The organism is Indibacter alkaliphilus LW1 (assembly GCF_000295935.2).
Lineage (GTDB): Bacteria > Bacteroidota > Bacteroidia > Cytophagales > Cyclobacteriaceae > Indibacter > Indibacter alkaliphilus.
The window spans coordinates 445,004-459,306 of sequence record NZ_ALWO02000037.1 but is presented as its reverse complement, the minus strand read 5'-3'; the positions used below and the strand labels follow the sequence as shown (position 1 = coordinate 459,306).

Annotated in this window: 10 protein-coding genes; 6 read left to right on the top strand and 4 right to left on the bottom strand. The window is 41.5% G+C overall.

The genetic code is table 11. From position 1 onward, the window contains the following. Positions 1–239 precede the first annotated feature (239 nt). The 5 genes from A33Q_RS14345 to A33Q_RS14325 all read left to right on the top strand — a co-directional run bounded on the left by A33Q_RS14345 (position 240) and on the right by A33Q_RS14325 (position 9,423). Entirely contained in the window at positions 240–4,118 is a 3,879-nt protein-coding gene (locus tag A33Q_RS14345) for an efflux RND transporter permease subunit (RefSeq protein WP_009033555.1), read from the top strand. A 199-nt stretch (positions 4,119–4,317) separates the two neighbouring features. Next, positions 4,318–4,722 (top strand): four helix bundle protein, encoded by a 405-nt coding sequence (locus A33Q_RS14340; RefSeq protein WP_009033554.1) that lies wholly within the window; start codon positions 4,318–4,320, stop codon positions 4,720–4,722. Continuing rightward, on the top strand, positions 4,709–6,481 hold the full coding sequence (locus tag A33Q_RS14335; RefSeq protein ID WP_009033553.1) for a TolC family protein: 1,773 nt from the start codon (positions 4,709–4,711) through the stop codon (positions 6,479–6,481). The genes A33Q_RS14340 and A33Q_RS14335 overlap by 14 nt, the downstream gene beginning before the upstream one ends. A 176-nt stretch (positions 6,482–6,657) precedes the next feature. Next, complete coding sequence (locus tag A33Q_RS14330) at positions 6,658–8,421, top strand: efflux RND transporter periplasmic adaptor subunit (protein ID WP_009033552.1); 1,764 nt, start codon at positions 6,658–6,660, stop codon at positions 8,419–8,421. Between the two features lie 408 nt (positions 8,422–8,829). Beyond that, positions 8,830–9,423 (top strand): DUF2911 domain-containing protein, encoded by a 594-nt coding sequence (locus A33Q_RS14325; protein WP_009033551.1) that lies wholly within the window; start codon positions 8,830–8,832, stop codon positions 9,421–9,423. Positions 9,424–9,439: 16 nt separating this feature from the next. Here A33Q_RS14325 and A33Q_RS14320 read toward each other — a convergent pair whose 3' ends face one another. Next, positions 9,440–10,459: a PAS domain-containing protein gene (locus A33Q_RS14320; RefSeq protein ID WP_016255293.1), complete on the bottom strand. Its 1,020-nt coding sequence runs from the start codon at positions 10,457–10,459 to the stop codon at positions 9,440–9,442. Between the two features lie 101 nt (positions 10,460–10,560). Between A33Q_RS14320 and A33Q_RS14315 the strand changes: the two genes are divergently transcribed. After that, the gene (locus A33Q_RS14315; protein ID WP_009033548.1) at positions 10,561–11,160 is read left to right on the top strand and encodes an HD domain-containing protein; all 600 of its coding nucleotides are present in this window, start codon (positions 10,561–10,563) and stop codon (positions 11,158–11,160) included. On the opposite strand, the gene A33Q_RS14310 is transcribed toward A33Q_RS14315, so the two are convergent. From A33Q_RS14310 to A33Q_RS14300, 3 genes are all read right to left on the bottom strand, one after another. Then, on the bottom strand, positions 11,161–12,303 hold the full coding sequence (locus A33Q_RS14310; protein ID WP_009033547.1) for a hypothetical protein: 1,143 nt from the start codon (positions 12,301–12,303) through the stop codon (positions 11,161–11,163). It lies immediately after the preceding gene. Positions 12,304–12,406: 103 nt separating this feature from the next. Further along, positions 12,407–13,174, bottom strand: a complete 768-nt coding sequence (locus A33Q_RS14305; protein ID WP_009033546.1) for a zinc ribbon domain-containing protein — start codon at positions 13,172–13,174, stop codon at positions 12,407–12,409. A gap of 3 nt (positions 13,175–13,177) precedes the next feature. After that, positions 13,178–14,278: a Nif3-like dinuclear metal center hexameric protein gene (locus tag A33Q_RS14300; protein ID WP_009033545.1), complete on the bottom strand. Its 1,101-nt coding sequence runs from the start codon at positions 14,276–14,278 to the stop codon at positions 13,178–13,180. Between the last annotated feature and the right edge of the window lie 25 nt (positions 14,279–14,303).

Sequence of the window (14,303 nt, the reverse complement as noted above, 5' to 3'; positions counted from 1 at the left end):
CAAAGACGCTAAGGCGCAAAGACCGCAAAGAATTATTAAATACATCTAGTTTGGGTTGAAGACCTGTCAGGATTTCAAAACCTGACAGGTATAGCCATAGCTTTATCCGCTATTTCCCTTTTATCAAAAGAATAGGTTTACTTTGGGGTTTAATATATACAAGTGTCTGAATATCAATTAATATCTGATTCTAAAAATCAAAAGTTCAATCAGAAAAACAGCATTTAGTCCAAGAAACTATGCTCAATAAAACCATAAAATTCTTCCTCGAAAATAAACTGGTCACCGTCATCCTACTTGTCCTTGTAGTGGCATGGGGAATCGTGACGGCCCCTTTCAATTGGAACACTGGTTTCCTTCCCAATGACCCTGTGCCGGTGGATGCCATTCCGGATATCGGGGAAAATCAGCAAATCGTCTTTACCGATTGGATGGGACGCTCTCCTCAGGATGTGGAGGATCAGATTACTTATCCTTTGACCACTTCTCTTTTGGGAATGCCCGGAGTAAAATCTATCCGTAGTACTTCCATGTTCGGTTTTTCTTCCATCTACATCATTTTCGAAGATGACGTGGAATTCTACTGGAGTAGATCCAGGATTTTGGAAAAACTCAATTCACTTCCCTCAGGATTGCTACCCGAGGGAGTGCAACCCAAACTCGGGCCAGATGCCACAGGTCTTGGGCAAGTATATTTTTATACACTTGAAGGAAGAGATGAAAATGGCAATCCAGTCGGTGGTTGGGACCTGCACGAACTCCGTAGCATTCAGGATTACTATGTGCGCTATGGCTTGGCAGGGACGGAAGGAGTAGCTGAAGTGGCAACTATTGGTGGACATGTCAAGGAATACCAGGTGGATTTGGATCCTGTTGCGATGAAAGCCCACAACGTATCCATGATGCAGGTGATGAATGCAATCAAGCAATCCAATCTGGATATCGGGGCCAACACCATGGAGATCAATCAGGTGGAATTTATCGTCAGAGGCTTGGGCTATGTGAAGTCTCTGGAGGATATCGAGAAGGCAGTAGTCAAAACCAGCAACAATGTTCCCTTGAGAATCAGGGATATTGCCAAAGTGAATATTGGGCCGGCAAGCAGGGCGGAAAGGGCTATTTTGGATAAAGGTGGTGCTGAAGCAGTAGGTGGTGTGGTAGTGGCTCGCTATGGAGACAATCCCCTTCAGGTAATTGATGCACTAAAAGCCAAAATCGATGAAATCACACCAGGACTTCCAAGCAAAACGCTGGAAGATGGTACCGTTTCCAAGGTGACTATAGTGCCTTTCTATGACCGTTCTGGTTTGATCAAGGAAACCTTGAATACACTGAATGAAGCCATCAGCTTGCAGATTTTGATCACCATCATTGTGATCATGGTGATGGTGTATAACCTTCGGGCTTCGATTTTGATTTCTGCATTGTTGCCATTGGCAGTCTTGATGTGCTTTATCATGATGAAGTATGTGGGGGTGGATGCGAATATCGTGGCGCTATCAGGAATTGCCATCGCCATTGGAACCATGGTGGATTTGGGGATTATTCTGAATGAAAATATACTTAGGCATCTCGAAGAGTCTGATGATAAAAAGTCCAAACTCCAGATCATTTATGATGCCACCACTGAGGTGAGTTCGGCGATCTTGACGGCTGTGATGACGACGATTGTCAGCTTCTTGCCCGTTTTTACTTTGCAGGCAGCGGAAGGGAAGTTGTTCGGGCCATTGGCCTATACCAAGACCTTTGCTTTGATCGCAGCCTTGATCTTTACTTTGGTCTTTATGCCGGCTTTTGCCCATTGGGTGTTTGGAGCGAAAGTGAAGTCCAAGAATTATAAGACGGTGCTGAATATAGCCATGGCAGTTTTGGGCTTTGTGCTACTGTTCTACTTCCCTTGGGCGGGATGGGTCTTATTGGCTTTTGCAGCCAATCATTTGATCCACCACTTTTTCCCAAAACAAACAAAAGATGGACGCTACAAAAATCAGATCGCCATGCTGATAGCAGTAGTAGCGGTGTCCGTTTTATTGGCGATTGAGTGGAGACCATTGGGCTTGACCCAGTCTGTGTTTGTCAATTTTCTCTTTATTGGTCTAGTAGTCGGTTTGGTTTTGGGGGTATTCGCCTTGTTTATCCGCTACTATGCGCAACTGTTGAACTGGTGCTTGGAAAACGCTAAAATATTTTTACTGATCCCTTTGACAGTTATTCTTTTGGCTTTGAATATTTGGATAGGGTTTGGAAATATTTTCGGTTTTGTGGCTACCGGTTTTGACAAATTGGGAGTCAATATCCGCACCACATCTGTTTGGTCGGGCCTGACCCATACTTTTCCCGGCATGGGTAAGGAGTTTATGCCAGCCTTGAATGAAGGTTCTTTCCTCTTGATGCCTACCTCTATGCCTCACTCCGGCGTGGAGGCCAATATGCAGATTGTGAAACAGCTTGATATGTTGGTGCAGGCCATTCCAGAGGTGGAAATGGTGGTTGGAAAAGCAGGTAGGGCAGAAAGTCCGCTTGATCCCGCTCCCATGTCCATGTATGAAAACATCATCAATTATAAGACTGAATACCTTCAGGATGATGATGCCCGTAAGCTCCGATTTGAAGTAGATCGAGAGGGAAATTATCAGCTTGAGGTTAATGGGAAAACCTGGTGGTATGACCGTCAGGATGGAGCCATTTGGGATGATGAAAAGAATTACATGGAGGAATCCCAGCGCAGGTCGGTGATTAGAAATGTCGCCAAATACTTGGTGCCAAATGAAAGACGTGGTCAATACTTCCGTCAGTGGAGGGATGAAATCCGCACGCCTGATGATATCTGGGATGAAATCCAGGTGCGAACCTCCAATCTTCCGGGGGTAACTTCCGCACCTAAACTACAGCCGATCGAAACCCGCTTGGTGATGTTACAGACGGGAATGCGTGCGCCTATGGGTATGAAAGTGTATGGCCCCGATTTGGAAACCATAGAGGATTTCAGCTTGAAGTTGGAGTCGGTGCTGAAAGAAGTGCCTTCAGTAAAAGCTGAGGCAGTTTTTGCAGACCGATCTTTGGGTAAACCGTATTTGGAGATTGATTTGGATAGAACCCAACTGGGTAGGTTTGGGCTGAACATTGCCGATGTGCAGGAATTTATCGAAGTGGCTATAGGCGGAATGACCTTGAGTACGACGGTAGAAGGTAGGGAGCGCTATGCCATCCGTGCCCGATATGCCAGAGAGTACAGGGATGATCCCGAAGCTTTGAAGCGGATTTTGGTCAGCACGCCTACAGGTGCACAGATTCCTTTGGGGCAATTGGCAGAGATCAATTACCGACCTGGGCCAATGATGATCCGTGGGGAAAATACCTTCTTGGTGGGCTATGTGCTTTTTGATAAGCGAAATGGCTTTGCTGAGGGTTCAGTGGTAGATGATGCCCGCAACTTTATCCAACAAAAAATTGACAGCGGTGAGTTGAAAGTACCAACTGGGGTATCCTACACTTTCTCCGGAAGTTACGAAAATCAGATCCGTGCCGAAAAGCGCTTGGCGATTGTGATACCGCTGTGTTTGGCGGTGATTTTCCTTATTCTTTACCTGCAGTTCCGCTCCACAGCCATGGTCTTGATGATCTTCTCAGCCATTGCCATGGCATTTTCAGGAGGCTTTATGATGCTGTGGTTATATGGGCAGGACTGGTTCTTTGATTTCAGTTTCCTCGGAACAAATATGCGGGAACTATTCCAGATGCGCACCTTCAATCTCTCTGTGGCAGTCTGGGTAGGGTTTATCGCCCTCTTTGGTATCGCTACCGATGATGGGGTTGTGATGGGTACCTATCTAAAACAAAGCTTCGAAAAAATCCAGCCAGAGAATGCCAAAGAAGTACGAAAAGCAGTCTTGGAAGCTGGACTGAAAAGGGTTAGACCATGTCTGATGACTACGGCAACCACGTTATTGGCCTTGCTTCCCGTATTGACAAGTTCAGGCCGAGGCTCCGACATCATGATCCCTATGGCGATACCTGCTTTTGGGGGGATGACGGTGGCGTTGATTTCTTTATTTATTGTGCCGGTGTTGTATGGGAAATATGTTGAAATAAGGTTGAAATATGCTAAAGTGAAATAAGGTTGAAATATGCCTGCGGCGAAATATGGTTGAAATATACTTCGTGAAATATTGTAGAAATATGCTTTGCAAAATAAAGTTGAAATAGGGCCTAAAGGATGAAAAATAGTTGAAATAGACTGGTTGAAATATGCCTTGGAAGAAATACAATTGAAATATGCTTTGCGAAATATTGTAGAAATATTTAATCAAGATTAAAATGGATGGGAAGAAGAAATTTATTCCGCTGAAGGAACTGGAGGTTTATCAGTTGTCTCGGCAGCTATCAAAGATAGCTTGGAAGATTTATAGCAGGCTTTCTTATCAGGAAAAAAAGACATGGGGAGATCAGATGCTGGAATCCATAGATTCCGTGGGTGCCAATATTGCTGAAGGTTATGGCCGATACCATTACTTGGAGAAAATGCGATTCTATTTTATTTCAAGAGCTTCTTTGTCAGAAGGGAAGGAGCATTGGTTGGATCTTGGACTGGAAAGAGGTCAAGTGTCCCAAGAAGAATGGGATCAAATCTGCCTTATTCATAAGCCCCTCCAAGTCAAATTGAATAATATGATTTCAAAAACCTACGAATCAAAGAAAGGAGGAGGAAATGAAAGGAGTTAAAGACAAGTTTACATACCAAGGCCAGCTAATTACTTTCAAAGATTTAAAGGAGCGAACTATTGCCGAAATATTTCAAAGGCTTAGCTACAGGTTACAAGGTCTAATGCTAAGAATTATTTCTACTTTATCCCGAATCGCTTTGCTCTCGGGACTTCCGCTAAAGCTCCAGTTTCCACCATATTTCTATGTATTTCAACTGGTAATAAAAAGGGGAAAAGGTCTGATGCTAAAAATTATTTCTACCATACTTCTATGTATTTCTACCTTATTTCAATCTCTAATCAATTTCCCTCAAAAGGTAACCAATAGCGGAAAAGGTCTGATGCTAAAAACTATTTCCACCATATTTCTATGTATTTCCACCATATTTCAATTACAAAGCCAAACTCTAGAAAACTACTTGAATGAAGCAATTGAGAACAATGCAAGTTTGCAGGGTAGTTTCAAACAATATCAAGCCAGTCTTGAAAAAACAAACCAAGTAAGCCTTGAATCACCGCAATTGAATATTGGTGTTTTTACCAGACCGATGGAGTTACTGATGGGGAATCAGCGGGCGGAGGCATCGGTGATGCAGATGTTTCCTTGGTTTGGGATGCTCAGGACGCAGAAGGATGAAGCAACACTGATGTCTGAAGCCAAATACGAGGAGTTCAGGCAGCAGCGGAATGTGCTTCTGTATCAGGTTAAGGAGACTTATTTTCAATTGCAGCAATTGCAAAACACCATTGACATCACCGTATCCAATTTGGAGATTTTGAAATCATTGGAGCAATTGGCCATCATCCGCTATCAGGGAGGAAGTACTTCAGAAGCTGTTTCATCTGTGTCTTCAGCGGTAAGAAGGCCAACACGTGGTAGCCAACAGGGAAGTGGAGATGATGGCATGGGCATGGGAGGTGGAGGTTCTTCCGCTGCTTCTTCAGGGCAATCTTCAAGTGCAGCTTCCATGAACAGCATGGGTTCAGGTGGAGGCTCTGGAAAGCTCACGGATGTACTTCGACTGCAAGTTCAGATCAAGGCTTTAGAGTCTGATTTGGAACAGTTGGAGGTGGACAAGCGCCCTTTGACAGTAAGGTTCAATCAACTGTTAGGCAGGGATAAAAACGAAGATGTAGCCATAGAAAGCCAATTGGAAAGTCAAAAAGCCATGGGTTGGGAAGTGGAAATGCTCGAGCAAATCCTGGATACCAATCCCATGCTGTTGATGCTGGAAAAAGAAGGTTTGGCCTATCAGAAGCAAGGTGAAATGGCCAAATTGGAAGGTAAACCCATGTTTGGATTGGGATTGAATTATATGGTATTTTCCCCTAGACCTGAATCAGGCGTACCTGGAGGTATGGGCGGAATGGATTATATGCCAGCTGGTATGGGCAATAACATGGTTATGCCGATGGCTACGGTTTCCCTACCAATTTACCGCAAAAAGTACAAAGCCATGGAAGCAGAATCCAAGCTTTACTGGGAAGCAAACGAGCGTCAGAAGGAAGATTTGCAAAGAAACTTGGAGACCGAGTTTGAAACCATCTTGGTTTCCATCAAAGATGCTGACCGTAAAATCCGACTCTTACAAGATCAAATTGAATTGACCGAGCAAACACTGGAGCTCTCCGTGACTTCATACGCAACTGAAGGCAGTTCCTTCGAAGAGATCTTGAGTATCCAAAGAGAATTACTGGATTTCAGGTTGAATCTGTTGAATACAAAGATTGAGAGGGAGATTGGTTTTGCGAAATTGGAAACATTGATTGGAGTTTGAAATATGGTAGAAATACGATTGAAATAAAGTGGAAATACAATTGAAATACTATAGAGATAGGAATATGAATCAATGGTTAGGTATTTAATATTACCCAAAATACCTTCAGGGTTCCAAAAACCTCAAAGGTCAGGCTGTCTCAAATCTTATGTCTTAAATCTTGAGTCTAAAAAAACATGAACAAAAATAAACATATAGTAATCATCATCCTCGGCTGCCTTTTCTTTGGGGCGGTAGCAGGATATCTGATTCGTGGAGGAGGAGAAGAGCATCCTGATCACGAGCATACGCATATTGACGAAAACGGGGTGGAATACACTTGCTCTATGCACCCTCAAATCCGTCAAAATGAACCTGGGCAATGTCCGCTTTGCGGGATGGCACTTACTCCAGTCAGCAATAAAAAAGGCGGAGAATCCAGCCCCTTTGTGTTGGAAATGACTCCCGAGGCAGTTGCTCTTTCCAACGTGCAGACTGTCAGGGTTAAATCCGGGGCTGGTACAGGGAAACTTTCCCTGACAGGAAAAATCCAAGCCAATGAACAACGGGTCAAAAGCCTAACTGCCAATTATGGAGGGAGAGTTGACCAATTGTTTGTCAACTTTACCGGGCAGGAGATCAGAAGGGGTGAAAAATTAGCGACCCTCTACTCCCCTGAACTGGTCAATGCCCAAAAGGAATTGTTGGAAACGGCCAAAATCAAAGAGCGCCAACCGGCCTTGTACCAAGCTGCTAAAGAAAAACTGAGACTGTGGAAGATTTCTGAGGAGCAGATTGCACGGATAGAAAGTTCAGGTGAGGTACAGTCCCAATTTGACGTCTATGCTGATGTGGCTGGTGTGGTGACAGCTAGAAATGTGTCTGTTGGTGACTTCGTCAGCAGGGGTTCTGTGCTTTTTGAGATAGTGGATCTGAGTACTGTATGGGTGATTTTGGATGCATACGAATCTGATTTAGGTGCCATCAAAAAAGGAGATGATTTGAGTTTCTCTGTTTCCGCTTATCCGGGAAAGACTTTCAATGCAAAGGTGACTTATATCGACCCTGTCTTGAATCCCGATACCAGAACTGTAGGCGTTCGTGCGGAAGCAACGAATCGGAATTTTGAATTGAAGCCGGAAATGTTTGTCTCTGCCAATATCTCTACAGGCCAAGCAGGTCAGTCAGGTTTGATGATTCCCAAGACAGCGATACTTTGGACAGGGCCTAGATCGGTGGTCTATGTGCAGGTAGGGAATAAGGAAGCTCCGGCATTCGAAATGCGTGAGGTAGAGTTGGGGCCAAGGGTAGGTGAAGACTACTTGGTTTTGTCAGGAGTAGAAGAAGGTGATCAGGTTGTTAGTAATGGGGTTTTTGCCATTGATGCAGCGGCACAGTTGAGTGGGAATTACAGCATGATGACCAGGCCGGAAGTGAAGACTTTGGATACACCTGAGGAATTTAGAAAACAGCTTACGGCTTTTGTGCAAAGCTATCTTCCTATCAAAGATGCCTTGGTCAAAACCGATGCGGATGCTACCCGAAAAACAATCAGTCCAGCCAAAGCCAGTTTGGCCAAAGTGGATATGAAGCTTTTGGAAGGAAAGGCCCATGACATTTGGATGGATTTGCTCAGACCGATGCAAAGCAGTCTGGATAAAATCACACAGACTTCAGATGTCGAGGAACAAAGAAAGCATTTCGAGACCTTATCCGACAACCTAATTGAAGCAGTGGAATATTTCGGTGTGGTGGAAAACACCATCTACCGTCAGTATTGTCCCATGGCCTTCAAAGACCAGGGAGCCTATTGGTTGAGCTCAGAAAAGGAAATCAGAAATCCATATTTCGGGGACATGATGCTGACTTGTGGAGAGGTCAAGGAAACTTATCAGCCGGGTAAGAGAGTCACTTCATCATCTGGCAATCAGCCGGAGGTACAGGTGGGGCATGTTCATTAAAATGAAATATGGTAGAAATAGGGTTGAAATATGGTAGAAATACAATAGAAATAAGGTTGAAATATGGTAGAAATACGATGAAGATATAGTTGAAATAGGAGGCTGTCCCTAAAGGTTTGGCCTCTAGATTTAGTCGCTAGTTTGAAATATATTTCCGATTATCCGGGATAGTTCATTAAACTGTGTCTAAGGTTAAATCTTTCTTTCAGTCTACTGCCTTAGTTGCCTTGAGAAGGCTTAGCCATATTTCAATAATATTTCACGAAGTGTATTTCAATTTTATTTCGCCTAGGGCATATTTCACGCAGTATATTTCCACCTTATTTCACTATTCCATATTTCACGAAGTGTATTTCAACTTTATTTCGCCTTGGGCATATTTCAAAATTGATAAAAACAGATAAAACTATGATAAACAGTAAATTCAAATTAATCATCGCCGCTCTATTATTAAGTATCTCCTGCACCTCCAACAAGACTGAGGAGAAGGAAGTAGCAAAAGATGAACATGCCCATCATGACCATAGTGCACATGCTGGAGCATCTAATTCCAAAAGTCCAAGAACCGCAGCCATGGCCAATATTGGATCCAACCACGTGCACATAGACTACTCTGCTCCCAGTGTGAGAGGAAGGGAGATTTTCGGTGGGCTCGTGGCCTATGATGAAGTATGGGTGACTGGGGCACATTCGGCTACCAGTATTTCTTTCAATGAAGATCTTGAGATTGAGGGGGAAGTGTTAAATGCTGGAAAATATGCGCTATTCACGATTCCAGGTAAAGAAAGTTGGACGGTAATCCTTAATACCAATTATGAACAACATCTAGCCGATGATTTTGATGAAGCAGAAGATGTGGCCAGATTTAAAGTGCCATCCATTAGTTTGAACGAAGCTGAAGAACAATTGAAATTTGAAGTGATCAGTAAGGGCGATGGTGAAGGAGAAATTGTATTCAAATGGGCAAATAAGAGTTTTGTATTGAAAATAAGGATGGCTTAGGTGATAATTGAAGCCATTAGACTTTTGTAGAGAAGTTACTCGAATCCTGAATACTTTCTTGTAGTACTTTATCCAGCTTCACAGCTTCTACTTTGATTATTTTTAAAAGGTCCAGAGCCTCTTCTGGACTTTTTTTGATATCAATTACTTCCAAAATCCCCAGAATATTAGCCAATTTCGCCCTCATTAAATGGGACTGATTGAATGTCAGCGCTTTCAAAAATTCATTTTGCTGTTCTAAAATTGACTCTGATTTTTTCCTTTCAGAAATATCAAAAAAAGTTCCAACCATAAGTTTGGGTTGTCCGGATTGTGTCCAGCTCACAACTTTACCCGAACAGATTACTGGTATTAAGTCATCATTAAGACTTTTGACACGGAATTCGCAATGAAACGGATTTTTCCCTTGACTTTCAAAGTGTTCAGTTAGTTGTTTTTCTACATGATTTAAATCAAGTGGGTGAATATGCTTTTTCCATTTAACCTGCTTCTTGGATTTTTCTGTTAAAATTGAGTCATAGCCAAGAAGTATTTGAAGAGAGGCATTGAATTGGTCATACTTATTTTCGATATCCCATTGCCAAAATCCTAATAAATTGTTTTCAAAAAGTCCTTCTAAAATATCGTTTTTGACATGTAACTCACTTACAGTTGTAGGAAGTTTTAATTTGCCAATGCTGTCTGAATGAATCGTATAACCGATCCCAAAAACTTTATACTTACTTTCAAACGGACTGAGATGAAATTGCCAATTGGTCCATATAAAATCATCACCTTGACTGTTTAGCTTCCTCAAGTCTATTTCAAATGTTGTTTTTTTTGATTTTGATGTTTTTTCCAGTAAATATTGATATTTTGAAAAATCCTCAGGAAAAATCAAATCTTTGAATGCCATTCCGACGATGGGGCCTTGAAAAAATCTAAGGTTCATTTCCAAAGCCGGGTTGGTCTCAAAGATAGTATGGTCTTCTTGAAGGGCTAAATAGAATAAGTGTTTGGACTTTTGGATAATGTCCTTGTAATGATCTTTATTCATTGAGGTTGTGGTTCAAGGCTTATAGCTTTATCGTGACCGAATATAGTAATCAAAAAACTTATTTTATAATTTAAAATACAAAAAATATACTATCAAATACAATGGAATTGACTCATGACTTAAAAAGATCTGATTTTGGATCCAAGGATGATTTGGGAAGCATAATGACCGAAAGTGAGGCGATGCAGCTTTTGGAGAATTGGGTGGAAAATGAAAAGCTCGTGTTTCACATGAAGCAGGTGGGGCATTTAATGAAAGTTTATGCTTTGAAAAAAGGCTATGACGAAAAAGAACAGCACCTTTGGTTTGTGGCGGGATTATTACACGATGCAGATTGGGATAAGTGGCCTGATGAACATTGCCGGAAAATCATAGAAGAGCTAGAGGCAAGAAATCAAGATCCTAGGGTCATTAAAGCTATTGCCAGTCATGGGCCAAGATTCTTTGGTGTGCAACCAGAATCAGAAATGGACAAAATGCTTTATGCATTTGATGAACTTTCCGGGTTGATTCATGCCTATTCTCTAATGCGTCCTCAAGGATATGAAAGTATGGAAATAAAAGGAGTCAAAAAGCGTCTAAAAGACAAAAGTTTTGCTGCTCAGGTCAGTAGGGAAGATATCGCCGATGCATCCCAAAGAGCTGGGATTTCTTTAGAAGAATTGATTCAGTTTGTAATTGATAACCAATTGAGATCCTGATCAGGGAAGTCTAACCTCCTCCCAGAAGTTCTCCTGACTTTTCACAAAAAGACCATTTCTGGTAGCTACATAGACTTTGCCTCCAAAAAATTGCACGTCATAAATCTGTGAATTGTTAAGCCCAGTTCTGTCAAGTTCTGAAAGCTGATGGCTAGTGGCTCCATTTTCCCGGAAGTTTTCCAGAGAGGAAAGAATTTCAGACCCAGGGATAAAAATCAGGGCTTTTTCTCCATCTGATCGGATCATCAGAGGACCATTAAGTTCAGTGATGTATTCTTTGGTTTCTGCCAAGGGAGAATTGGAGTAAGAAATTCTTCCTATTGGGGATTCTGTAATCAAATATTCCAAAGTAGATAGCTGAGCAAAGTCGTAAAATCTGAAATTTGGACTTCCGGTGGTAGGTCCTGTAAGTTTTTGGACACTACCATCTTTGGAGATAAGGAATGAATCTCCTGATTCAGGTCCGTCTTCAGCCTTTCTGATGTGGGCAATCCACTGATCTTCCAGCTTTTTTACACTCTGTATAATCAGTCCCAGACCATTTCCCTCAGAGGAGAGGTCCAAACTTGATGGATTTATTTCTGCCACCTTATTTACTTCAAGCCTGCCAAATCCATTTCCAAAGTCTATTTCCAGTATCAGGATTTGATTATGTCCGGATTTAATAAGGTTTAGGATTAAATGATTGCCGTTAAGGTCAAAGGTTCTTTCGGGATAGATTGATTCCTTTTGGGTGTCTGAAACCAACCTTATATCGTCTCCATTTTCCGCTAAATGATCATTAAGAACAATACCTCGTATTTCTCCTAAATCTGATGGAAATACAGTAAATCCAATTAGGTTTTGGATTGGTTGAATGGTATAATCATTGGTGAAAGAAGGTCTGAATCTGCGACTTTGTCCACCCGTCGCACAGCAAGAAAAGGTGATTCCTCCGTCTTTACTGATATAACCTGGGTAATTTTCATGGAGGAAGAAAAGCTTTTCGTCGATGATTTCCATCCCAAAAACAAAACCTTTGTCAAGATTCGAAGTATCAACAAGTTCGAAATTTTCAGGTTCATCATCTATTATCGGCTCAACAGGGTCATTACAAGAAAAAAGAAGCAAGATTATCAGAGGAATGGATAAAAGTCTTTTCACGGTCGCTAGGGATTTAGTTGCTTCTAATATTATAGTTTTTTTTTCAAAGCAAAAAAAAGCCCGGAATTTTTTTTCCGGGCTTTTGATATTTTCAACCGATCAATTAAGACCTGCTGCTTCTTTTCTTTTTTACTGGCTCTTCTTCTATCTCGTCCTCAACACCGGCAAATACTCTACCGCAATGTTCGCAAACGATAAGTTTTTTCTTTTCTCTGATGTCTGCTTGTCTTTGTGGTGGTACAATGTTGAAACATCCTCCGCAAGCGCCTCTCTTGACCATTACTACTGCCAACCCGTTTTTGGCATTGTCTCGGATTTTGCTGTAGGATTTCAAAAGTCTCTCCTCAATTTTTTTGGTGGCTTTATCTCTATCAGCTTTTAACTTGGATTCTTCGTTCTCGCTTTCAGAAATGATAGTTTCAAGTTCACCTTTTTTAGTATCCAAATCTTTCTGTCTTTCATTGAGCGTTTCTTTCAATGCTTCAACATCAGAATTTTTACTTTCGATTCTAGCCTGAGCTTCCCCGATTTTCTTTTTGGCTACTTGGATCTCAAGATCTTGTAATTCCAATTCCTTAGTGATGGCGTCATACTCCCTGTTGTTTCTGACATTCATCTGCTGTTCTTGGTATTTTTTGATCAGCTTTTCCGATTCTTTGATATTTTCCTTGTAGGTCTTAATATCATCTTCTAAGCTTTGCAGGTCAGTGTTGAATTTCTCCAGTCTGGTCTCATATCCTGCTATTTCATCTTCAAGGTCTTGGACTTCTTCTGGAAGGGCTCCTCTAACTTTAAAAATCGCGTCGAGTCTGGAATCTATTTTTTGAAGGTTTAATAAGGCTTCAAGCTTTTGTGCAACTGTACTTTCCATGTACTATAGGTAAGTTATGGGATTCGTAACTACTTTTGTCAAATAGAGTGCAATATTACTAAAATTTTGCGACAATAAATCCCTGAGCAGTTCTTTTGTGTAAATTTCGCTTTCGTAATGACCTATGTCGCAAATAATAAGCTGATTATCAGCATCAAAGAATTCATGGTATTTTATGTCTGATGTGATGAATATTTCTGCTCCTGATTTTTTGGCGTCATTTAATAGAAATATTCCTGCACCTCCACACACAGCTACCTTTTTAATCGGACGGTTTAAAAGTGCCGTGTGCTTTATTACTTTAAGCTCCATTTGATTTTTCAGGTACTCTAAAAAGTCTTTTTCGGACATTTCTTCGGTCAATTCTCCAACCATTCCTGCTCCTACTTCCTGATTTTCATTTTCTAGTTTGCTGAGAAAAAAGGCAACCTCTTCATAAGGGTGGGCTTCTCGTAAGGATTGAAGAACTTTTCTTTCCAAATATGCAGGAAGCAAAACTTCAATCCTTGTTTCTGCCTCTTTATGGGGTTTGCCTTTTTTTCCTTTGTGTGGATTGGCCTCTGATGAAGGTGTGAAAGTTCCTGTTCCATTGACATGGAAACTACAGTCACTGTATTCGCCGATATGTCCTGCTCCAGCGTCAAACATAGCCTGAGCTACTTTTTCTGCTGCTTCTACCGGAGCGAAAGTCACTAGCTTTGAAAGAATTTCCTTTTTGGGTTTGAGTATTCTAGACTTAGATAAGTTTAGCTTGTCGCAAATCCTTTTATTTACCCCATGTGCTACATGGTCAAGATTGGTGTGGATGGCAAAGATTGCAATGTCGTTTTTTATGGCTTTGATAACTGTTCTCTCTACATAATCCTTCCCAGTAAGACTTTTTAAACCCCGAAAAATAATGGGGTGATGGGCAACAATTAAATTACAACCTAGAGAAATGGCCTCCTCTACTACTTCTTCAGTGACGTCAAGAGAGCATAATACTCCTTTGACCTCCTCTTTTCTGTTTCCAGTGATAAGCTGTGAATTGTCATAAGATTCCTGATAAGGTGGAGGTGCTATTTTCTCCAAATAAGAAACTATTTCATGAATCGTGTAAACCATATTTTTTCTATTACTTTGTCCCAAA

Excerpts from the sequence above, each read along its gene's own strand:
- A33Q_RS14345 (WP_009033555.1), top strand. The coding sequence starts at position 240 with ATGCTCAATAAAACCATAAAATTCTTCCTCGAAAATAAACTGGTCACC.
- A33Q_RS14340 (WP_009033554.1), top strand. The coding sequence starts at position 4,318 with ATGGATGGGAAGAAGAAATTTATTCCGCTGAAGGAACTGGAGGTTTAT.
- A33Q_RS14335 (WP_009033553.1), top strand. The coding sequence starts at position 4,709 with ATGAAAGGAGTTAAAGACAAGTTTACATACCAAGGCCAGCTAATTACT.
- A33Q_RS14330 (WP_009033552.1), top strand. The coding sequence starts at position 6,658 with ATGAACAAAAATAAACATATAGTAATCATCATCCTCGGCTGCCTTTTC.
- A33Q_RS14325 (WP_009033551.1), top strand. The coding sequence starts at position 8,830 with ATGATAAACAGTAAATTCAAATTAATCATCGCCGCTCTATTATTAAGT.
- A33Q_RS14320 (WP_016255293.1), bottom strand. The coding sequence starts at position 10,459 with ATGAATAAAGATCATTACAAGGACATTATCCAAAAGTCCAAACACTTA.
- A33Q_RS14315 (WP_009033548.1), top strand. The coding sequence starts at position 10,561 with ATGGAATTGACTCATGACTTAAAAAGATCTGATTTTGGATCCAAGGAT.
- A33Q_RS14305 (WP_009033546.1), bottom strand. The coding sequence starts at position 13,174 with ATGGAAAGTACAGTTGCACAAAAGCTTGAAGCCTTATTAAACCTTCAA.
- A33Q_RS14300 (WP_009033545.1), bottom strand. The coding sequence starts at position 14,278 with ATGGTTTACACGATTCATGAAATAGTTTCTTATTTGGAGAAAATAGCA.